Raw genomic sequence first — 20,938 nt, forward strand, 5'->3', positions numbered from 1 at the left:
GATGCCCAGCACGCCCCCGCCGTTGCCGAAGCCGAGGTTCGCGGAACCGAGGTTTCCGCTGCCCAGGTTGGAGTTGCCGAAGTTCCCGAGGCCGAAGTTCGTGTTGCCGATGTTTCCGCTGCCCAGGTTCGCGAAGCCCCAATTGCCGTTGCCGAAGTTCAGGTTGCCGATGTTGCCGCCACCCAGGTTGAAGTTGCCGGTGTTGCCGCCACCCAGGTTCCAGCTGCCGATGTTGCCGAGGCCGGTGTTGATGGCCGGGATGCCGGCCAGGGTGGTCGCCGCCAACTGGGCGGCCGCCGCCGATGCCCCACCGTGATACCCGACCATCGCGGCCACATCGGCCGCCCACATCTGTTCGTAGTCGGATTCCACCGCCGCAATCACCGGCGCGTTCTGCCCGAACACGTTCGACATCACCAACTGCACCAGGTCAGACCGGTTGGCCGCCACCACCATCGGATGCACCGTCGCTGCCATGGCGGACTCGAAGGCGCTGGCCACCGCCTTCGCTTGGGCGGCCGCGACCGCCGCCTGGGCGGCCGCCCCCTGCAGCCACCCCGCATACGGCGCCGCCGCCGCGGCCATTGCCGCGGAGGCGGGACCCTGCCAGGCCCCGCTCGCCAGGCCCGACGTCACCGACGAAAACGAGTCCGCCGCCGATCCCAATTCGGCGGCCAAACCCTCCCACGCCGCGGCGGCCGAAAGCATCGGTGCCGAACCGGCACCGGAAAACATCAGCAACGAATTGATCTCCGGTGGCATCGTCAAGAAACTCATCAGCCGCCCTCCCGTTCGCGGTGCCACGAAATTCATCCTCCGGAGCCGCGCGTCTCGCCAACAAATTCGGCGATTCCGCGCCCGACCGGTGAAAAAACTGTATGGAGTCGTCGTGCGGAAATCCAAGTTTTCGAAAAGTTGATGTGAAATCGGTTCGAGCGAGTTCCGCACGCCCCCTTTGGAAATCGCCCGCTAATCATCCGAAAATGATGATTTTTGGAAATTTTCGGATACTTGAGTCTTTTGATGCTCAGCTCAGGAACGGGCGCGCGGCCAGGACGTAGATCGCCAGCACGGCCAGCGGCGCGGCCAGCGGCAACCACGGCAACTGCAGCGGGAAGGATGCCGCGACCAGTCCCGCGCACGTAAACCCAACGGCCGCAACCACTGTCGGCCAGCTCCACATCACCACGCCGGGTGTCGCTGCTGCGTGGCGGCACACCAGGTAGGCGGCGGCGCAGAGCCCGGACCAGGCGGCGAAGACAAGCGATTGATCCGACGCCACGATCGTCGCCACCGAGAGCAACACGGCAATCGTCGCCACCGCGCGGAAAACCAGTCCGGCGCCCACCGCGATCAGGGCAGCGGCCGCCGTGACGAGTGCGGGTCCGTGGGAGCCGACGGCGGCCAATCCGACCATGAGCACGCCGAATACGGTCGCCATCGCGATTGTCGCCGAACGCGGGATAGAAGTCATACCACCGCTATCCCCTGAGCCGTCCGCGCACGCGATGGCGGCGATCCGGCAGCACACCCATCGACTGATCCAGCGTGCTGTCCCCCCGCCAGCCCACGATGTCCACACCGACGGTCGCCATGTCGCGATACATGGCGGAACGCTGCAGCGCCCACATCCGATCGATCAGCGGGTCCTGCGGGCTCTCGAAAGGTGAGCTGTCGAGGATGTCGACGGCGATCACGACATGGCCGCGTTTGCGGAGGTCTATCAGCGCCAGCGCGAATTCGGTGTCGAGCAGCGTGGAGAACGCGATCACGATCGCCCCCACCGGCACGGCCGCGCGCGGAGCCAGTGTGCCCGTGGTGTTTTCGAATTGGTCGCCGGCGGTGAGCACGGTGTCGAGCACTCGGTAGAACTGGCGCTGTCCGATGTCGGCACCCAGCCACCGCGGGCGGTTGCCACCGAGCGCGACCATCCCGGCCCGATCACCGTGGCGCAAGGCGGTTTGCACCACCTGCGCCGCGCCGCGCACGACTCGTTCGGTGGCGGCGGTCGCCGGACCCGCCGGCTGCCGGTAGGTGTCGATCAGCACCACCACGTCGGCGGCACGGTCGGTCAAGCGCTGCGTCACGTGCAACTGGCGGCGGCGCGCGCTCACCGGCCAGTTCACCGCCCGCAGTTGATCACCGGGCACGTAGGGGCGAATGTCCGCGTACTCGACGCCCGGGCCGATGTGCCGGGTGAGGTGGGCGCCCAGGCGGTCGAGCAACTCCGTCTGCGGGATCGGCGTCGACTGCGGCGGCGTCAGCGGGAAGACGAGGACATCGGCGGCGTCGACGGTGGCCGTCCCCGTCACCAATCCGCCGCGCGCGACCACGTCGATTCGGGCCCGGACCGGATAGCGGCCCCAGCGTTTCGCGGTTGCCGCAACCGTTTTCGCATGGCCGGATTCCGGCTCGAGCGCCTCGAGTTCCATGCCGTCGACCGGCGAAACGGTGAGCTCGACCGCCGAGGGGCCGACAGCCCCGGTTGCCAGGGTCACCCATACCTTCAGCCGCGCCCGCTCGTTTTCGAAGCATCGCTGGGAGTGGGGTTCCCCGTGCACCGAGATCTTCGGTACGGCGCGTTGCCAGCTGATCGAACACAGCACGCCGAGCAGCGGCGCCGTGAAGGCGATCAGCTGCCAGCGCGCCCCGATCACGGCGGCGGCCAGCGCGCCCCCGGCGCAGGTCGCGATCGCTCGCGCCAACGGCGAAGCGCGCCAGCGGAATTCGACGTCGCGGCTTTGGATCACACCGGTCTCATCCGGGCCCCGCGGGCCCCGCGCTGGTTCGGGGTACCGGCAAGCGCCGCAGCAGTTCCCCGACAACATCGGCGCCCTGGATCTTGCGCACCCACATCTCCGGCCGCAAGGTGATCCGGTGCGCCACGGCCGCAACCGCGAGCGCCTTGACGTCTTCGGGGATCACGTAATCGCGACCGAGCAACAGCGCACGGGCGCGCGCGAGTTGAACGAGGTCGAGTTCGGCCCGGGGGCTCGCGCCCACCGCGACCTGCGGATGATGGCGGGTGGCGGTGGCCAGCGACACCACATAGTGCAGAACGTCCTCGTGCACGGTCACCTGCTCGACCGACTCGCGCATCGCCAGCAGATCGTGGGCGTCCACCACCTGATTGACCGTCGGCTCGGCCGAACCCCGTTCCAGGCGGCGACGCAGCATCGCGGTCTCGTCCCGCTCGGAGAGGTATCGAAGTTCGAGCCGGATCGCGAACCGGTCCAGCTGCGCCTCGGGCAACGGATAGGTGCCCTCGTACTCGATCGGGTTGTCGGTCGCCAAGACGATGAACGGCGTTGGCAGCTTGTGGGTTTCGCCGTCGATGCTCACTTGGCCTTCGGCCATCGCCTCCAGCAGCGCCGCCTGCGTCTTCGGCGGCGTGCGGTTGATCTCGTCGGCAAGCAACAGGTTGGTGAAGATGGGCCCGGCCCGGAACGCGAAGCGACCCGACTGCATGTCGTAGATCGTCGAGCCGAGCAGGTCCGCGGGCAGCAGGTCCGGCGTGAACTGGACCCGGGTGAATCGAAGCCCCAGCGCCGAGGCGAAGGATCGGGCGATGAGCGTCTTGCCGAGGCCGGGCAGGTCTTCGATGAGCACGTGGCCGCGCGCGAGGACGGCAATCAGGATGAGCGTCAATGCCGATCGCTTCCCCACCACCACACGTTCGATTTCGTCGAGCACCGCCTCGCACTGTGCGGTGGTTGTCGCGGCCGGCAGCGTCATATTTGCTCCGATGTCATATTTGCTCCAACTTTCGCAGAATCTCTTCCAGCACCGCGCGGCCCGGACCGGGGTGCTGGTCACCGGTGCGCGTGACGTTGTTCGGATTGACCCATTCCCACAGCTCCGTGCCGAACAGCATCCGGCCGCTCGCGTGATATGCCATGGGATCCTTGGATTGCCTTTGGCCCGTTGTCATTTCGTACCGCCGCGCCAGCATGGGACGCAAATGGCGGTCCCAGTCCGCCCGCGTGGAGTCCGACCACCGGATTGTCGTCTCGGTGGTGGCGAGCCAGCGTCGCAACGAATCCCCCAGGTCGTCGTATTCCGGCTCGGCCGCCGGCTCGTTGCCGCGGCCCAGGTAACGACGGATGTTGAGCAGCACCAGCGCCAGGGCGATGCCCGCGGCGGCCAGCAGGAACCGGCGGCCGTGCAGGATCAGCGCCAACAGCTCTATCCCCAACACGAGGCAAACGCCCAGGGCTATCAGCTTTTTCATACCGGGCTCCGCAATTCCGCGAGGACCAACCGCAGGACGTTCACCGCCACCTCACGGTGTTCCTCGTTCATCACGTGCGGGCTGAAACGTGCCTCTTCGAACAGGTTCACCAGCCGCTCTGCGTTATCGGCATGCAGCGCATGGTGTTCGACGGCACGGACCAGGACCTCCGTCGGGGTATCGAAGTCCTGGGGGGCGGCGCCGGGCACGTTGGCCAGCTCCCGCTCCATCGCCGCGTAGCACGCGATGATCGCGTCGCGCGGTTCGCGGCTGAGGTCGCCGATCTCGGCCAGCCCGACCTCCGCCGCCCGCGCCAGCGATTCCGAGCGCGGCGCCGGGGGTTCGAAATGATCGTCGGCCCGATTATCGGTGGCAGCCGGTATCGCGGCGCGCGAGCGCCGCCGCGCCATGATCACCGAGCCGACAATGATCACCAGCATCATCGGGATCGCGCCCGCAAGCAACACCCCGAACATGTCCCCGGAGTTGTTCGGCGGGCGTTGCTGTGGCGGCGCCCCGCCCGGGCGCCCCGACGGCGGTGCGTCGGGAGCCGGGCCGGGTGCGGAGGGGTTGACGGCGTGCGGCACAAGGTAGTGCACCAGCAGCGTCGCGATCAGCAGCCACGCCACGATCAGCACGAGTCCGATGAGCAACACCCGCCAGCTCGGGCGGCCCTTGCCGGTGCCAAGCATGTCGGATAGATCTTCCTGCTTCGGAGCCATCGCACGCGGATCCCGCAACCGTGCGATGACGGCGATCGCCAGCAGCGCGAGGGCCGCGCTGAGGGTCACTATGACGAATAGCAGCGCCGCGCGACCGCCGCCGGGCTCCGCCCGCACCGCCCGGCCCTGGGCCGGCAGGTATCCGCGGAGGGCGGCGGCGACAACGATCATCAGGACGAGCAGCGCAACGACGCGCCCCGTCGGCTTGTCAATACCGGGCTTGATACCGGGCATGCGCACACCACTCGACCGGTTGCCTGCCGCCGTTGCGGCACTGGCTTTCTCCATACTGGCACACGCCGGGGCGCGGTTTGTCCACAGTTGCGGCTTCATCCACAGGCCGGTGTCGTCGCGGTGCGGGGCCCGTCGTTTTGACGGGGGTGGTTCATAGCTTCGGGGCATGGGTTTTCGCGGGAGCGCCAAGCAGGCGCAGGAGCGCATCGATGGAGCTTTGGACGCCATCGACGCCGCGCACGCCGTGCTGCGCGAGACCAGTTCGGATGTGGTGGGCAACGACTTCCGCGTTGAGGTGGCCGAGCGGTTGGAGACCCAGGAGCGGCTCAATCGGGGTTTGATGTATCGGTTTTTCGGTGAGATCGCCGAACCCCCCGACGGCGCCGAGTGCGTCCCGGCGGTGCGAGACATGCTCTGGGCCCGGCTGCGCGTCCCACCCAAGGAGATCATCCGCCGGTTCAAGCAGGCGGCGCGGATCAGGCCGCGGCGCTCGCTGACCGGTCCCCCGGTGGGGCCCGAGCTGGCCGAGTTGGCGGCCGCCGTCGAGGCCGGCGCGGTCGGCGAGGACCATATCCGCGCGGTCTGCCGCGCCATCGACGTGTTACCGGCCTGCGTGTCGCCCACCGACGTGGCCGAGGCCGAACGCAAACTGGTGGCGCACGCGCGCAAACTCGACGCCGGAGTCGTCATCAAGCTGGGTATCAGGATCGCCGACTACCTCAACCCCGACGGGCTGTTCACCGACGAGGACCGGGCCCGCCGGCGCGGCCTGCGGCTGAGCCCGCAGGGACCCGACGGCATGTCGCGGCTCTCGGGGCTGCTGGACCCCGAGGCCCGCGCCTGCTTCGAGGCCATCGAGGCCGCCGTGCGGCCCGGCCGCCACCAACCCCTGGACACCCCGCCCGAGCAACGCGACAAGCGCAGCGCGGCCCAGCGCTGTCACGACGCACTCAAACTCGGCCTGCACACCGCGATCGGCTCGGGAGAACTCGGGGTGCACCGCGGCCATCCCGTCACCGTCGTCGTCACGACCACCCTGGCCGAACTCAACCAGGCCGCCCACGCCGCCGCCGCCGCGTCGACCCCGATGCCCGCCCCCGCGCTCACGGGCGGCGGTTCCCGGCTGCCGATGCCAGACCTCATCCGCATGGCGGCCGGGGCGATTCACTACTTGGCGGTGTTCGACGAGCATACCGGCCGGCCGCTGTACCTGGGCCGCCAAAAACGCCTCGCCACCGCCGACCAGCGACTGATCTGCTACGCGCGCGACCGCGGCTGCACCCGACCCAACTGCCTGGTGCCGGGCTACCGCTGCGAGGTGCACCACTGCCCAGACTGGGCCGTCGGCGGGTGCACGGACGCCGACAAACTGTATTTCGCCTGCGGCTGCGACCACGACGGCACCAGCCGGGGTGACTGGCACACCACCGTCACCGAGAACGGACGACTCGGCTGGACCGATGGCACCGGCCCACCCGAAATCAACCACGCCCACCACCCCGAAGAACTCCTACACGGTGACCCCGACCCACCCGACGAAGACGAGGGTTGAGCGGGTGCACGCGCGGTGCCACACTGAACCGGTGCCGCCGTACCGTGACCTGGCCGCGTACGACGATCGAGCGCCCGGGTATGACCACGGGTGGCGCGGCCGATTGCACCATGAGATCACCTATCGCACAGCCGATCTCGCCGTGGCGACCATCGCCTTCCCTCGTCATGTGCTCGACGTGGGATGCGGAACCGGTCATCTGCTGCGCACCCTCGGCCGCCGATACCCGGACGCCCGACGACTCTGCGGCATCGACGCCGCGCCCCAAATGATCGCGACGGCAAGAGCTTTCGCAGGCGACGACCGGCTGAGCTTCTCCGTCGGCGTGGCCGAACGACTCGGTTTCCCCGACGGCACCTTCGACCTCGTCGTCAGCACGACATCGTTTGACCACTGGACGGATCAACAAGCGGGACTGATCGAATGCGCCCGGGTGCTGCGCCCCGGTGGCGAGCTTGTGCTCGTCGACCAGTTCTCGCGGTGGCTGCTGCCGACCCTGGCCACGAGCCGTCGCGGCAAGGCCCGCACCCGGAGCCGCGCCACCCGCCTCCTGCGGCGCGCGGGGTTTGCGTCCCCACAATGGCACCGGCTGTACGCCGTGATCATCAACGCGGTCACGGCCACCAAGCCGGGTTAGCCCGGCGTGAACGGCCGGAAGCTGCCGTCGAGCACCTGCAGATGGCCGATCGTGCGCCCGGTGACCGCCGCGGGATCCACCAGCGCCAATTCCACTGCCGCCGCAGCGAATTCATCGGCGGGGGCGGTGTCCACGAATTCGCGGGCGTAGTAGGCCAGGCCCGGAGTGAGGATCGGCTTCGACGGCGAAAGCGCGTTCACCGCGATGTTGTGGTCGGCGAGATCGAACGCCGCGCACTGCGTGAGGTGCTCCAGCGCCGCCTTGGACCCCCCGTAACCGGGCAGCACCCCGCCGCTGCGGTCGGCATAGGGTCCGTCGCCGGGCATCCGCGACGCGACCGAGGTGATGTTGATGATCGAGCCGCCACCCGCATCGATCATGTCGGGGCACACCAGTTGCATCAGCTCGTAGGCGGCGAACACCCCGATGTCGAAATGCCGGCGATACGCCTGCAGCGGCGTGCTGACGAAGCCCGGCCACCCGGGTTTGGCGGCGGCCGACGCAGCGTTGGCCGTAGGCTTGGCGCGCGGCGCCCCTTCCGTTTTCGAGCCGGGCACCGGCGGGCGGCCGGGCGCGGTGAAGGCCGCGTTGTTGACCAGAATAGTGATGGGCCCCAACGCCTCTCGGGCCTCGCCCACCAGCCGGGCGACGTCGTCACGGTTGGTCAGATCGGCGCGGATCGCCACGGCGCGTCCGCCGGCCGCGTCGATGTCGGCGACCGTCTCGCCGATGGTTCCGGGCAGCCGCTCGTCCCATACCTGTTCGGTGCGCCCGGCGACGGCCACTGCCGCGCCCTCGGTGGCGAGCGCCAGCGCGATCGCCCGGCCCAACCCGCGGCTGCCGCCGGTGACGATCGCGGCGCGTCCCGCAAGTCGCCGCGTCACCCGGTCACCCCGTGCACGACGATGGCGGTCGTCTGCTCCACCCAGGTGTCATCCAGGTCCTCCTCCGGGCGCAGCAACATCCGCAGCATCGTCGCTCCCCCGATCAACTCGATCAATCGGTCCGGATCCACGCCCCGATGCGCCTCACCACGGTCGATGGCCTCGCCCAGCCGCACCCGCACCGCCGCGAACACCTCGGCGAAGCGCGACATCACCCGGGCGTTCAGGGCCGGATCGGCCGTCATGTCGGCCACCAGCCCGGGCAACGCGGCGCGCACCACCGGGGTGGTGAACACGTCGCGGGTCGCCTCGATCATCATCCGGACGTCGGCGGCGATGTCGCCGGCCGGGGCCACCAGCGCGGTGGGCGCCGTCGGGAACGCCGCCTCGTGGACCAGTTCGGCCTTGCTCGACCATCGGCGGTACAGCGCCGATTTCGTGGTGCCGGCGCGCTCCGCCACCGCGGCCAGGCTCAGGTTCGAATAGCCGATCTCCACAAGCAGTTCGGCGGTCGCCGACAGGATCGCCGAGTCGATGCGCGGATCCCGGGGCCGCCCCGCGCCGGGGGCCTTGTCAAGGTAGGACGGGTCTGCTTTCATAACGCTACCTACCGTATCGTAATTGCCTCACTGACGTGTCGAAGAATGGAGGCACCTGTGTCCAATGAACCTGTGCTGGACAAAGTCGACCGACTGCAGCGCTCCAGCCGGGACGTCAGCACCCTGCCCGCGGTGATGTCGCGATGGCTGTCGACGGTGCTCCCCGGTGGGGACGAGCCCGCTAAACCCCACGTGACCGTGGAAAGCGGCGTCGACTCGACGGGCATGTCGTCGGAGACCATTATCTTGACCGGGCGCTGGGAGCAGGACGGCCGGCCGATCGAGCAGAAGCTGGTGGCCCGGGTGGCGCCGACCGCCGAGGACGTCCAGGTCTTCCCGACATATCGGCTCGACCACCAATTCGAAGTGATCCGAAAGGTCGCCGAACTCACCGACGTCCCCGTCCCGCGCGTGCGCTGGCTGGAGCCCACCGGCGACGTCCTGGGAACGCCGTTCTTCGTGATGGATTACGTGGAGGGCCTGGTGCCCCCGGACGTCATGCCCTACACCTTTGGCGGGAACTGGTTCGCCGACGCGCCCGCCGAACGCCAGCGCGAATTGCAGGACGCCACGGTGGGGGTGTTGGCCAAACTGCACTCAATCCCCAATGCCCAGAACACATTCGGGTTCCTCTCCGCAGAAGACGGCGACACCGCCCTGCGCAGGCACTTCAACTGGGTGCGGTCGTGGTATGACTTCGCGGTGCCCGACATCGGCCGATCACCGCTGCTGGAGCGGACTTTCGAGTGGCTCGAGGACAACTGGCCCGGCGAGGCGGCCGCGCGTGAGCCCGTGCTGCTCTGGGGCGACGCGCGGGTGGGCAACGTGTTGTACCGCGACTTCCACCCGGTGGCGGTGCTGGACTGGGAGATGGTGACGCTGGGGCCACGCGAGCTCGACGTAGCGTGGATGATCTACGCGCACATGGTCTTCCAAGAGCTCGCCGGCCTGGCGAGCCTGCCGGGCTTGCCCGACGTGATGCGCGAGGACGACGTTCGCGCCACCTACCGGCGACTCACCGGCGTCGACGTCGGCGACCTGCGCTGGTTTTACGCCTACTCCGGGGTGATGTGGGCGTGCGTGTTCATGCGCACCGGGGCACGACGGGTGCACTTCGGGGAAATAGAGAGGTCGGACGACCCTGATTTCGCAGAATCGCTGTTCTACCACGCCGGATTGATGAGGCGTCTCATCGGAGAGGATCAGTAATGCTCGGACCGCTCGACGAGTTTCCGGTTCATCAGGTTCCCAAGCCGATCGCGTGGGCGGGCTCCTCGGACCGCAACTTCTACGACCGCTCCTACTTCAATGCCCACGACCGCACCGGAAACATCTTCGTCATCAGCGGCATCGGCTACTACCCCAACCTGGGCGTCAAGGACGCGTTCTTCCTCGTCAGGCGCGGGGACACCCAGACCGCGGTGCACCTGTCGGACGCCATCGACCAGGACCGGCTCAACCAAAACGTGAACGGGTACCGCATCGAGGTCATCGAACCGCTGCGCAAACTGCGACTGGTCCTCGATGAAACCGAGGGCGTCGCAGCCGATCTCACCTGGAAGGGCCTGTTCGGCGTCGTCCAGGAGCAGCCGCACGTCCTGCGGTCCGGCAACCGGGTGACCCTGGACGCCCAGCGGTTCGCCCAGCTCGGCAGCTGGAGCGGCCGCATCGCCATCGACGGCGAGGAGATCGCCGTCGATGCCGCGGCCTGGCTCGGCAGCCGCGACCGGTCCTGGGGCATCCGGCCCATCGGCGAGCCGGAGCCGGCCGGCCGGCCCGCCGACCCGCCGTTCGAGGGCATGTGGTGGCTCTACGTGCCTATGGCCTTCGACGACTTCGCAATCGTGCTGATCATCCAGGAGGAGCCCGACGGGTTCCGCTCGCTCAACGACTGCACCCGGGTGTGGCGCGACGGCCGCGTCGAGCAGCTGGGCTGGCCGCGGGTGAAAATCCACTACCGGTCCGGCACCCGCATCCCGACCGGCGCCACCATCGACGCCACCGCGCCCGACGGCACGCCGGTCCACTTCGACGTCGAGTCCAAGCTTCCGGTGCCCATCCACGTCGGCGGCGGCTACGGCGGCGACTCGGACTGGCTGCACGGCATGTGGAAGGGCGAAAAGTTCGTCGAGCGGCTGACGTACGACATGACCGACCCGGCCATCGTCGCGCGGTCCGGCTTCGGCGTGATCGACCACGTGGGCCGCGCGGTGTGCCGCGACGGTGACGGGCAACCGGTGGAGGGCTGGGGCCTCTACGAACACGGCGCTCTGGGCCGCCACGACCCCTCGGGGTTCAAGGACTGGCTTACGGTGGCCCCGTAGGGCTTTCGACGCGCCTAGCGCAACTCGTCCACGATCTCCGACAGCGTCTGCAGCCCGATCGGTGACGGCTGATACAGGCACACGGTGTCCGCGACCCCGTCGACGCGGTCGCGGATGTGGGCGGCGATCTCCTTCGGCGTGCCACAGGCGGCGATGGTGTGCAGCAACTCGTCGTCGATGAGGCCGCCCATCTCGTCCCAGCGGCCCTGCTTGGACATCGCGTTGAGTTCGGGCTGCAGGTTCTCACACCCGTGCGCGGCCAGGACCGGCCGGTACGCCGGGGTCGAGCCGTAGAATCCCAGCAGCCGCCGCGTGCCGCTGTGATCGTCACCCGCCGAGACGATGATCTCGGGAATGACGGCGAACTCCCCGGGCCGGCGGCCACCGGCCTTCAGGCCGTCGCGCACCGCGGGCATCGTGTGCTCGTGCAGGAACCGCTTGGTGCCGAACGGCATCACCAGGAGGCCGTCGGCGTGTTCGGCGGTGGCGCGGGTCAGCCGCGGCCCGAGCGCTCCGACATAGATCGGCGGCGGGCCGTAGGGATTCGGGCCGGGGGAAAACGTCGGCGTCATCAGCGTGTGGTGGTAGTAGTCGCCGCGAAAGTCCAAGCGGCCACCGGTGTTCCAGGCCGCGAAGATCGCGCGCAGGGCCGCGATCAATTCGGTCATGCGGGCCACCGGGTGCTCGAACTGCGCGCCGAACCGCCTCTCGATCTGCGGGCGGATCTGGGTGCCCAGGCCGAGGAAGAATCGCCCCCCGCTCAGCAGCTGGTGATCGTTGGCCTGGTGCGCCAGGTGTATCGGATTGCGCGGAAAGGCGATCGCCACATTGGTCATCAGGTCCAGCCCGCCCACCGCGGCGGCCAGCGTCAGCGGGGCGAACACGTCGTGCTGCCCCTCGAAGGTGGCCACACCGCCGGCCCCGGCGTCGCGCAGCGCCCGCGCGCGCTCGGCCGCGTCCACCGGCCCGTACAGCGCGGTGATGACTTTCATCGACCTACCTGGGCACCGAGTTGGACCGGCAATGGAAATTGATCTTACGAAATCGTCAAAATACGGTTGACTAGGGGACGTGACGAAGCCGCCGCCGGTTGTCGACGTGGTCGTGGTCGGTGCCGGCTTTGCGGGGCTGTCCGCGGCGCGCGAGCTGACGCGGCAGGGCCATGACGTGCTGGTGTTCGAGGGCCGTGACCGGGTCGGCGGCCGGTCGTTCACCGGCAGCGTCGCCGGGCTGCCCGCCGATCTGGGCGGCACCTTCGTCGGCCCGACCCAGGATGCCGTCCTGGCGCTGGCCGCCGAGCTTCGGGTCGCGACCATCCCGACCCACCACGACGGCAAGAACGTGATCCACTGGCGCGGGTGGGCGCGTCCGTACCACGGCACCATCCCCAAACTTTCGCTGACCGGGCTGCTCGACATCGGCCGGCTGCGTTGGCAATTCGAAAGGATCGCCCGCAGCGTCCCGGTGGCGGCCCCTTGGGACGCGCGCCGCGCACGCGAGCTGGACGGGATGTCGCTCGGCGGCTGGCTGCGCTCGGTGCGCGCCAGCGCCTCCTCGCACGACCTGATGGCCATTGTGGCCCGGGTGACCTGGGGGTGCGAACCCGACGAGGTGTCGATGCTGCACGCCGCCCGCTACGTGCACGCCGCCGGGGGGCTGGACCCGCTGCTCGACGTCGAAAACGGCGCCCAGCAGGATCGTTTCCCCGGCGGCACCCAGCAGATCGCCGAGGCGGCGGCCGCCGAGCTGGGCGCGCGCGTGGTGCTGGGCGCGCCGGTCCGGCGCATCGAGCGGCACGGGTCGGGCGTCACGGTGACGACCGACGCCGGTTCGGCCGAGGCCGGCTTCGTCATCGTCGCCATCCCGCCGGCCCATCGGGCATCGATCGAGTTCGCTCCCCCGCTGCCCGACGAATACCACCAGCTCGCCCATAATTGGCCGCAGGGCCGGCTCAGCAAGGCCTACGCGGCCTACGAGACGCCGTTCTGGCGGGCCGGCGGGTTCTCCGGGCAGGCGCTTTCCGACAGGGGCCCGGTGTTCATCACCTTCGACGTCAGCCCGCACGCCGACGGCCCCGGCATCCTGATGGGCTTCGTCGACGCCCGCGCGTTCGACTCGCTTCCCACCGAACAGCGCCGCCGCGACACGCTGCGGTGCTTCGCCTCGCTGTTCGGCGACGAAGCGCTCAAACCCCTCGACTACGTCGATCAGCGTTGGGGCGCAGAGGATTTCGCGCCGGGCGGTCCGACCGCGGCGGTGCCGCCGGGTTCCTGGACCCGGTTCGGGCCGTGGCTGCGCGAGCCGGTCGGGCCGATCCACTGGGCCGGTACCGAGACCGCGGACGAGTGGACCGGCTTCCTCGACGGCGCCGTGCGGTCCGGCCAGCGGGCGGCCGCCGAGATCACCGCCTTGCTATGAGCCTTGCTAAAGCTAAAGCCTCGCTATGAGCTGATCCGGTGGAGCCGCACGTCGTCGGTCACCGATTCCACCAGAGCCCGCAGATGCCGGTTGACCTCGCGCGGCTGTTCCAGCATCGAGCAGTGGCCGCCGGGCAGCTCGACCAGGCCGACGACATTGGGCGCGGTGCGCGCGATCCTGCGGGACTGGCCGATCGGCGTCAGCCGGTCGCGTTGGCTGCCGATGACCAGCGTCGGCACCGTCAACCCGTCCAGATCCAGATGCCGCGACCCCAACGCGTTGACGAGCATCTTCGCGCAGCCGCCGCGCCCGGCCGGCGACGTCTGCGCGAACAGCTCGTAGACCATCCGCGCGACGCCCGGGTCGGCGCCGTCCGCGACCGCCAGCATCGCGACCAGGTAGCGGCTGGGGATCCGGGCCCCGGGCGGCAGCGGGAACCCGCCGAAAGCGGTGATCAGGCCGCGGGCGGCCAGGATTCGCGCCACCGACAACGTCCGCAGCTCGCGCGGCACCGACAACAGTCTCACCTGCCGCACCAGATCCCCGGTGGTGGTGTTGATCAGGGCGACGGCGTCGGCGCGCCCGTTGACCTTGTGGCGATACTGCGCCGACCAGGCGGCGATGGTGATGCCGCCCATGGAGTGGCCGGCCAGCACCGCGCGCTCGTGCGGCGCCAATGTCGCCTCGAGCACCGAATCTAGGTCGGAGGCAAGGCATTTGAGGCTGTAGCCGCCCGTGCCCGGGACGCCGCTCCGTCCGTGGCCGCGATGGTCGAACGCGATGACCCGGTAATCGGTCGCCAGGTCCCGGATCTGGTGCGCCCAGGCCCGGATCGCACAGGTGATGCCATGCGTGAGCACGATCGGATAACCCTCTGGCGGCCCGAAAACCTCTGCGTGCAAACGAGTTCCGTCGGCCCCGCGGACCGTCACGGCGCGGCTGGGCGGCAGGCCGTCGGGGAGCCGCTCGCATGTTCGATTCGATGTCACAGCGCTCATCGCCGCTCCCCCTTCGAACGCGGCCACGTCGCCGCACTCCGATATAGGCTCCCGATATAGGCGCAGTGTAGCCCGCTCTCAACGACGAACTGATGAAAACGGCCCAATACACGCGGCGAATTTCAGCACGATTGTGCAACAAACCGCGCGCCGCGCCCCACCGGACGTGAGACGCTGGCAGCCGTGCACCCGATGTCCCGTCGGGAGTTCCTCACGGCGACCACGAGCCTGGTCAGCGGCGCACTGGCGGCCGGCTGCGCGCCCGGTCCCCCGCCCCCGCCGGACACCCCGCCGGACACCCCGCCGGACAATAAGGCGGTCCTCGTCGTCGGCGCCGGCATGGCGGGCCTGTCCGCCGCCCGCAGCCTTGCCGACGCGGGATGGCCGGTGCGCGTCATCGAGGCCCGCGACCGCATCGGCGGGCGGGTGCACACCAACCGCGAATGGGACGTACCGCTGGAGATGGGTGCGTCCTGGATCCACGGCACGACGGACAATCCGCTGATGGAGCTCGCGCACGAGGCGCGGGCCCAACTCGTCCCCACCGACTACTACGGGTGGGCGAAGCTGGTGGTCGATCCGCGGCTCCCGCCGCTCGAGTACGACCCGGAAACGTGGCGCACCTTCGTCAAACGGGCTCGCGGCCACGTCGACGGCGGCAGCCTCGGCGCCGCGGTGGACCGCGCGGCCACCCGTGCCGGGCTTTCCGATGCCGACCGGGCGCAGCTGGGATTTTATGTCACCACCGAGATCGAGGATGAATACGCCGCCGGCGCGGACCAGTTGTCCGCCAACACCTTTGACCATGGCGAGTACGCCCTCGGCGACCAGGACGTCGTCACGAGCGGCTACGACGCCCTGCCGCGGCTCCCTGCCGACGGGTTGCAGATTCAGCTGAAGACGCCGGTCACCGCGATCGCGCGACACGATAATTCCGTCGTCGTGCGCGCCGGAAACCGGTCGTTCGAGGGGCCGGCGGCGATCGTCACCGTTCCCCTGGGCGTCCTGAAATCCGGTGCGATCACGTTCGAACCGCCGCTTCCCGACCCGCACATCCACGCGGTGAACGCGCTGGGATTCGGCGTGCTGTCCAAGAGCTTCTTCCGATTCAGCCGACGCAGCTGGGACGCTGAGAACGCCTTCTACCAGTACCTCGGCGCCGAGCCGGGCGCGTGGTCGCAATGGTTCACCCTGCCGGGCGCCGCGGGGCCGATCGTGTTGGCCTTCAACGCCGGTGACCGCGGCCGGTGGGCGGAGTCGGCGCGGCCCGCCGAGCTGATGGCCGGCGCGCTGCCCATCGCGCGCCGGCTGTTCGGCGACGAGGTCGCACCGGTCGAGGTCTCCAGCTCGAACTGGGCCGTCGACCCGTATGCTCTCGGCTCGTATTCCTTCCATGCCCCCGGTTCCGGCCTGGGCGACCGGCGCCGGCTGGCCGAACCGATCGGCGACCGGCTTTACCTCGCGGGTGAGGCGGTCGGCGCCAACAATCCGGCCACCGTGACCGGCGCCGTGGCCAGTGGCCGATACGCGGCCGGCCAATTGATGCACCGATTGGGCGGCTGACCGTCGCTACGAGCGTTGCAGCGCCTGCGCGCAGGCATCGAGGATGGCGAGGAAGCTCGAGCGCAGCAGCCGATAGCTGAGGGCCTCCAACAACTTTCCCCCGGCCCATGCCGGATGGGTGTAATTGGTCAGCCAGTCCACCCGGGTGACGTCCCCTGAGGCGGTGAACGTCAGCGTCCCGCCCTCGTGGTTGAACGGCGGGAAGGACCGGACGATGAGGTAGGAGTAGCTGTGCGGCCGGTCGTAGGCGGTGATCTCCTCGCGGAACCACGTGCCGACCCCGACCACCTCACGCACCGCGCCCGCGCCATGCCCCGGCGAATCCTTTGCGTAGCCGGCCTTCAGCACCAGCGGAGCGGCCGCCAGGTTCGCCGGGTCGGCCAGCCAGTCGAAGACCCGTTCGGTGGGCGCGGGGATCGTTCGCTCCACGCGAATCTGGACCATTCGACCCATGCTAGGCGCCGTCGTCTCGCACATAATTCGTCTCGCACATCATGTCTCGCACACTATTGTGTAGCGTCAACGAACGGGAGCCGATGAGAACCGTGTTGTTGGACACGCACGACCTGGGTAAGGCCGAGCAGATCCTCGGTCAGACCTACGTCGCCGTGCGCATCGGCCGCACCGCGAGCGGCGCCAACCACATCAGGATCTCGAGGCGGTCCTTGGGGCCGCTCACCATCGATGAAGCCGAAGCCGGCTGCGAGTTCAGCTACGACTCCGAGTCGCCCGAGAAGATCTACCTGTGCCGGGTGCGTTCGGGACTGGTCGAGGAGCGGATACCCGGGGCCGCCACGAATTCCGTTGGCGCCGAAGAGGTCTTGGCCCTCGGCGCGCTCGACGTGCCCTTCACCGGGCGCGTGAGCCACGCGCGCTGCGACATCGTCACGGTGGACAGAGGCCTCTTCGATCGGGTGGCGACGATGGGTAACGGTCACCGGCCCGGGCCGATCCGATTGACCGACTCGCGGGCGGTTTCCGCGGCGGCCGGAAGGCAATTGGTGCGTGCCGTCGACTATGTGCGGGACGGGTTGCTGACCGACCCGGCCCCGAGCGGCGCGATGCTGATCGCCTCCACCGCGATGCAGCACCTGGCGGTCACCATGCTTGCCGCCTTCCCCAACAACGCCTTGCTGGATCCCACGATCGAGGATCGGCACGACACCACGCCGGCGTTGCTGCGGCGCGCGATCGCCTTCATCGAGGAACACGCCGACAGCGACATCGGGATCGCCGACGTCGCCCGCGCGACCTACGTCACCCCGCGCGCGATCCAGTTGATGTTCCGTCGTCACCGCGATTGCACGCCGATGGAATATCTGCGCCGGGTCCGGCTGCACTACGCGCATCAGGACCTGCTGGCAGCCGACAGGGCGCACAGCACCGTCACGCAGATCGCCGCCAGGTGGGGGTTCGCGCACACGGGTCGATTCGCCGTCTACTACCGCCAGGTCTACGGCCAAAGCCCGCATACCACGCTGCGCAACTGACGCTAGGTCACCAGTTTGAGCGTGGCGTGGGGGCTCTGGCCGTACGTCTGCCGATACAGCACCGCGAACCGGCCGGTGTGCGCGAAGCCCCAGCGCTTTGCGATCTCGGTGACGGTGCTGCGGGACGGCTCGGCGGCAATCAGGTCGTCGTGCGCGCGATGCAGCCGGACCCGGCGCACGTATTCGGTTGGCGTGGTATCGAGCTGGCGCCGGAAGAGGTACTGCACCGCCCTTGGCGTCAGATGGACGGCGGCGGCGATGTCGTTGATGCTCACGTCGCCGGCGACGTGGCGGTGGATGAAGGCCACCGCCCCCTTCAGGGTTTCCGGGAGCGCGGGGTCGCCGGCCAGGTCCTGCTCGGTGGCGTTGGATGGGTAGCACTCGAGCAGCGCGCCGGCCAGCAATGGGGCCATTGCGGCAACGATCAGCGGTTGCTGGGCGGTGTCGGGCGCGGCCATCGTCGCGGTCACGTAATCCAGCGCCCGATGCCACGCGCGCACCGCGCCGCGCGAGCGTGGGCGCCAGTTCAGGAACCGGATCTGGTGCGACAGCGGTGCGTGCCAGCCCGCGGCGACCCGGTGCAGCGCGTCCGCGGCGATGCTCACCACATCGAACCGCGCGCCACTCACCCGAAGCGCGCACGACATGCCGTGCGCGACCAGAATGGGGCAATCAACGTTCGGGAACGGCCCCCCCGTCACGGTCAACGATCCCGCGCGGGGCTGGATCACGACAACGGTGTCGGCGGGCGGTATTTCGAAGGCCAATTGCCCCTGGATCGACACCTCGTCGACCGCCATGGAACCCGTGGCGCAGCGCCGGTGGGTGACGCCCGAGCGGCTCGTGACCCCGCTGACGCGCCAGCCCGGCGTGTAGGCGCGGGCATAGAACCCGCGGATCGCCTCCGGTTCGACGATGCGGAATTGCTCGTACCGGACGGCGGCCCCGCTTGGGGCCGACCCCGGGTCAGGCGCGGGGGTGGGACGCAGATCGACCTGGATCGCGTCGGGTTCACCGGCGACGCCGACGACGAATCCGGGTGCCGCCGTGTCGGCGATGGCCGTCATCGGGGACCTGCGCGGCGGCCACCGGGTGCTCTCACGGCCGCATCACCGGGCACCTGTAGACTGAAACTCGGCCGGCAGCCAGTGTCGCGACACGAGCTGTCGGTAGATGTTCAGTGAGTCGAGCGCGATCCGGTCCCAGGTGAAGCGGGAAACCGCGCGGCTCCGACCGGCCGCCCCCATGCTCTCGCAGTGGAAGCTCTGCGCCAGAAGGCTTCTCAGGGCCGCGGCCAGCGCGGCGGGGCTACGCTGCGACAGCACCTGCCCGGTTACGCCGTCCACCACGGCGTCGGTCAGCACGCCGACGGGCAGCGTCACCACCGCCACCCCGCTGGCCATGGCCTGCAACACCTGGGTCGCAGGAGGTGGCCGCCGGGGTGTGCAGGCGACCACGTCGGCCGATCGCAGCAGCGAGGGCAGGTCGCCACCGCCGACCGCGCCCGCAAAGCGGACCCGGTCGGACACGCCCGACTCGGCGGCGAGACGTTCCAGCTTGGCCCGCGCCTCGTCGTGGCCGGGGCCGCCGGCGGCGGTTTCGGCCAAGACGAGTTCGGCGCCTACTACCTTGGGCATTGCGCGCAGGGTGATGTCAAAACCATGGTGCTCCAACAGGTCGGGTGCCAAACAGAGGATGCGATGGAGGCCGTTGCGGGCCGCCGCCGGGCCGACCGGACTGAATCGCTCGACATCGACGCCGCCGCACAGGCTCGATACGCGGGCCCGACCCCGCCGCAGCCGGGCCAGCACGTCGACGTCGGCCGTGCACTCGCCGGTCACCCACGTCGCGCCGCGCGCCAACAGTGGCTCGATGCGTTCGCGTTCGCGCTCGCGGCGGTCGCCGGAGGCCGAACCTGACGTCGCGGCCAGGCCCAGGAAGGTCTGCACGGTCGGCAGCCCTCGCCGTCGTGCCGCCAGTTGTGCGGCCAACCCGCCCAGCCAGCCGTAGGCATGCACCACGTCGGGTGCATCGGATGACCACATGCGCTCGAGCACGGCCGCCCACTCCGCGACATGGGGCAGCACCTCCGCGGCGGGGGCCGCCGCGCGGGGACCGACGCGGATCACCTTCGCGGGGCGCCGGCCCGGTTGCCGGACATAGGCCGTCGCCTCGTGTCCCCGGGCCGCGAGCGCGGCACACAGTTCCTGAGGGTCGTCGCTGACGAGGTCGTCACCGGTGACGATCGCGATCTTCACCATGGCTCCCTTTTGAACTAGCGTGAAGGCCAACCAACCAAAGGTGCTACCCGGCTCGGTGCAAACGAAACGCCACGCCCCGCGCTCTTCGTTCATCGTCCCGGCGTTTCGCATATCGGATGTCCCGACGGGCTGCCCACCGGAGGACACTGGGGGAATGACGACCCCACCCGAGCGCCCTCCAGTTGAACTGGTGGTCCTGCTGGCGTCGGCGGGTGGGCTGGACGCCCTGTCCATCGTCTTGCATGACCTGCCGACCGAGTTTCCCGCCGCCGTCGTCGTGCAACAACACCTCGGCGGCCTCAGCAGCGTGCTCCCGACGATCCTGGGCAGGCAAACGCCCCATCGGGTCAGTTGGGCTCAGGACGGTCAGGCCGTCGTGCCGGGACAGGTGGTGGTCTGCCCGCCCGGTATGCACCTGGAAGTCACGCCCGGCGGCCGCTGTCGCCTGCACGGAGTGGAGGCGCTGGTCGAGCGGCGCTTCGACCTGCTGCTGGCGTCGGTGGCCAAGTCGTACGGGCCGCGCAGCGTGGCGGTGGTGTTGTCGGGCTCCGGGCAGGACGGCGCCATCGGCACCGTCGCGATGAAGCGGGCCGGCGCCATCGTCATCGCCCAAAGCCCGGAAACCGCCCAGTACCCGTCGATGCCGCTCGCGGCCGCGCGGGCCGGCGCCGACCTGGTGTTGCCGATCCACGAGATCGGACACGTCCTGGCCGAGATCGTCGCCGGCGGGGCGCTCGAGCCCACGGCGCACCACCCGCCAGTGGGCAACGGCGACAAACCGAGCGCTGCGGAGGGGGAACCGATGGATGACCCGCGCGCCGCACCCAACAGCGCGGCCAACCGCGCCGAGTCGGCCCGACAGCGCGCCGCCGAGCTCCGGCGCAGACGCCAGGATCTGTCCGAAGGGTTCGGTGCCACGGCACACAGCGTGGCCATCGCGCGGCGCAGGGCCCAAGAGTCGTTGCGCCGAGCGCAACTCGCTCATCAGGCGGCTTCCGAGGCGGCCGCGCGGTGGGGCCACTGAC

Annotated in this window: 21 protein-coding genes; 8 read left to right on the top strand and 13 right to left on the bottom strand. The window is 69.5% G+C overall.

Going from position 1 to position 20,938, the window contains the following annotated elements; genetic code table 11:
- The 6 genes from VMD50_RS02180 to VMD50_RS02205 all read right to left on the bottom strand — a co-directional run.
- On the bottom strand, nt 1-777 hold a 777-nt coding region (locus tag VMD50_RS02180; protein ID WP_325424411.1), incomplete at its 3' end, for a PPE family protein.
- A 250-nt stretch (nt 778-1,027) separates the two neighbouring features.
- Nucleotides 1,028-1,474 (bottom strand): hypothetical protein, encoded by a 447-nt coding sequence (locus tag VMD50_RS02185; protein WP_325424413.1) that lies wholly within the window; start codon nt 1,472-1,474, stop codon nt 1,028-1,030.
- Between the two features lie 7 nt (nt 1,475-1,481).
- A complete protein-coding gene (locus VMD50_RS02190) occupies nt 1,482-2,750 on the bottom strand; it encodes a DUF58 domain-containing protein (RefSeq protein ID WP_325424415.1) in 1,269 nt (422 codons plus the stop codon).
- A 7-nt stretch (nt 2,751-2,757) separates the two neighbouring features.
- A complete protein-coding gene (locus VMD50_RS02195; protein WP_325424417.1) occupies nt 2,758-3,735 on the bottom strand; it encodes an AAA family ATPase in 978 nt (325 codons plus the stop codon).
- Nucleotides 3,736-3,748: 13 nt separating this feature from the next.
- Nucleotides 3,749-4,231, bottom strand: a complete 483-nt coding sequence (locus VMD50_RS02200) for a hypothetical protein (RefSeq protein ID WP_325424419.1) — start codon at nt 4,229-4,231, stop codon at nt 3,749-3,751.
- Nucleotides 4,228-5,187, bottom strand: coding sequence for a DUF4129 domain-containing protein (locus VMD50_RS02205; RefSeq protein WP_325424421.1), 960 nt, complete (start codon nt 5,185-5,187; stop codon nt 4,228-4,230). The genes VMD50_RS02200 and VMD50_RS02205 overlap by 4 nt, the downstream gene beginning before the upstream one ends.
- A 166-nt stretch (nt 5,188-5,353) precedes the next feature.
- Here VMD50_RS02205 and VMD50_RS02210 point away from each other — a divergent pair, with 166 nt between their 5' ends.
- Entirely contained in the window at nt 5,354-6,739 is a 1,386-nt protein-coding gene (locus VMD50_RS02210) for a 13E12 repeat family protein (RefSeq protein WP_325424423.1), read from the top strand.
- Nucleotides 6,740-6,770: 31 nt separating this feature from the next.
- The gene (locus tag VMD50_RS02215) at nt 6,771-7,376 is read left to right on the top strand and encodes a class I SAM-dependent methyltransferase (protein ID WP_325424425.1); all 606 of its coding nucleotides are present in this window, start codon (nt 6,771-6,773) and stop codon (nt 7,374-7,376) included.
- On the opposite strand, the gene VMD50_RS02220 is transcribed toward VMD50_RS02215, so the two are convergent.
- Both VMD50_RS02220 and VMD50_RS02225 read right to left on the bottom strand, forming a co-directional pair.
- A complete protein-coding gene (locus VMD50_RS02220; protein ID WP_325424427.1) occupies nt 7,373-8,260 on the bottom strand; it encodes an SDR family NAD(P)-dependent oxidoreductase in 888 nt (295 codons plus the stop codon). The two genes, VMD50_RS02215 and VMD50_RS02220, sit on opposite strands and share 4 nt — an antisense overlap.
- Nucleotides 8,257-8,859 carry a TetR/AcrR family transcriptional regulator gene (locus VMD50_RS02225; protein ID WP_325424429.1) on the bottom strand — a complete coding sequence of 201 codons (603 nt, stop codon included), beginning with the start codon at nt 8,857-8,859 and terminating at the stop codon, nt 8,257-8,259. The genes VMD50_RS02220 and VMD50_RS02225 overlap by 4 nt, the downstream gene beginning before the upstream one ends.
- 45 nt (nt 8,860-8,904) lie before the next feature.
- On the opposite strand from VMD50_RS02225, the gene VMD50_RS02230 reads away from it, so the two are divergent.
- Both VMD50_RS02230 and VMD50_RS02235 read left to right on the top strand, forming a co-directional pair.
- Entirely contained in the window at nt 8,905-10,068 is a 1,164-nt protein-coding gene (locus VMD50_RS02230) for a phosphotransferase family protein (protein WP_414685977.1), read from the top strand.
- Nucleotides 10,068-11,183, top strand: coding sequence for an Rv3169 family protein (locus VMD50_RS02235; RefSeq protein ID WP_325424433.1), 1,116 nt, complete (start codon nt 10,068-10,070; stop codon nt 11,181-11,183). Before VMD50_RS02230 ends, VMD50_RS02235 begins: the two co-directional genes overlap by 1 nt.
- Before the next feature lie 14 nt (nt 11,184-11,197).
- Here VMD50_RS02235 and VMD50_RS02240 read toward each other — a convergent pair whose 3' ends face one another.
- Complete coding sequence (locus tag VMD50_RS02240) at nt 11,198-12,175, bottom strand: TIGR03617 family F420-dependent LLM class oxidoreductase (protein WP_325424435.1); 978 nt, start codon at nt 12,173-12,175, stop codon at nt 11,198-11,200.
- A gap of 79 nt (nt 12,176-12,254) precedes the next feature.
- On the opposite strand from VMD50_RS02240, the gene VMD50_RS02245 reads away from it, so the two are divergent.
- Nucleotides 12,255-13,601, top strand: a complete 1,347-nt coding sequence (locus VMD50_RS02245; protein ID WP_325424437.1) for a flavin monoamine oxidase family protein — start codon at nt 12,255-12,257, stop codon at nt 13,599-13,601.
- Between the two features lie 23 nt (nt 13,602-13,624).
- Here the strand turns inward: VMD50_RS02245 and VMD50_RS02250 are convergent, their stop codons facing one another.
- Nucleotides 13,625-14,599 (bottom strand): alpha/beta fold hydrolase, encoded by a 975-nt coding sequence (locus tag VMD50_RS02250; protein ID WP_325424439.1) that lies wholly within the window; start codon nt 14,597-14,599, stop codon nt 13,625-13,627.
- Between the two features lie 192 nt (nt 14,600-14,791).
- Between VMD50_RS02250 and VMD50_RS02255 the strand changes: the two genes are divergently transcribed.
- Nucleotides 14,792-16,162: a flavin monoamine oxidase family protein gene (locus VMD50_RS02255; protein ID WP_414685978.1), complete on the top strand. Its 1,371-nt coding sequence runs from the start codon at nt 14,792-14,794 to the stop codon at nt 16,160-16,162.
- 6 nt (nt 16,163-16,168) lie between these two features.
- Here the strand turns inward: VMD50_RS02255 and VMD50_RS02260 are convergent, their stop codons facing one another.
- Nucleotides 16,169-16,606: an SRPBCC family protein gene (locus tag VMD50_RS02260; protein ID WP_325424443.1), complete on the bottom strand. Its 438-nt coding sequence runs from the start codon at nt 16,604-16,606 to the stop codon at nt 16,169-16,171.
- Between the two features lie 92 nt (nt 16,607-16,698).
- Here VMD50_RS02260 and VMD50_RS02265 point away from each other — a divergent pair, with 92 nt between their 5' ends.
- On the top strand, nt 16,699-17,652 hold the full coding sequence (locus VMD50_RS02265; RefSeq protein WP_325424445.1) for an AraC family transcriptional regulator: 954 nt from the start codon (nt 16,699-16,701) through the stop codon (nt 17,650-17,652).
- Between the two features lie 2 nt (nt 17,653-17,654).
- Here VMD50_RS02265 and VMD50_RS02270 read toward each other — a convergent pair whose 3' ends face one another.
- Both VMD50_RS02270 and VMD50_RS02275 read right to left on the bottom strand, forming a co-directional pair.
- On the bottom strand, nt 17,655-18,719 hold the full coding sequence (locus VMD50_RS02270) for a helix-turn-helix transcriptional regulator (RefSeq protein WP_325424447.1): 1,065 nt from the start codon (nt 18,717-18,719) through the stop codon (nt 17,655-17,657).
- Nucleotides 18,720-18,761: 42 nt separating this feature from the next.
- Nucleotides 18,762-19,910 carry a glycosyltransferase gene (locus tag VMD50_RS02275; protein ID WP_325424449.1) on the bottom strand — a complete coding sequence of 383 codons (1,149 nt, stop codon included), beginning with the start codon at nt 19,908-19,910 and terminating at the stop codon, nt 18,762-18,764.
- A gap of 157 nt (nt 19,911-20,067) precedes the next feature.
- On the opposite strand from VMD50_RS02275, the gene VMD50_RS02280 reads away from it, so the two are divergent.
- Nucleotides 20,068-20,937 carry a chemotaxis protein CheB gene (locus tag VMD50_RS02280; protein WP_325424451.1) on the top strand — a complete coding sequence of 290 codons (870 nt, stop codon included), beginning with the start codon at nt 20,068-20,070 and terminating at the stop codon, nt 20,935-20,937.
- The last annotated feature ends 1 nt before the right edge of the window (nt 20,938 follow it).

The sequence above is a fragment of the Mycobacterium sp. genome (assembly GCF_035506235.1).
GTDB lineage: Bacteria > Actinomycetota > Actinomycetes > Mycobacteriales > Mycobacteriaceae > Mycobacterium.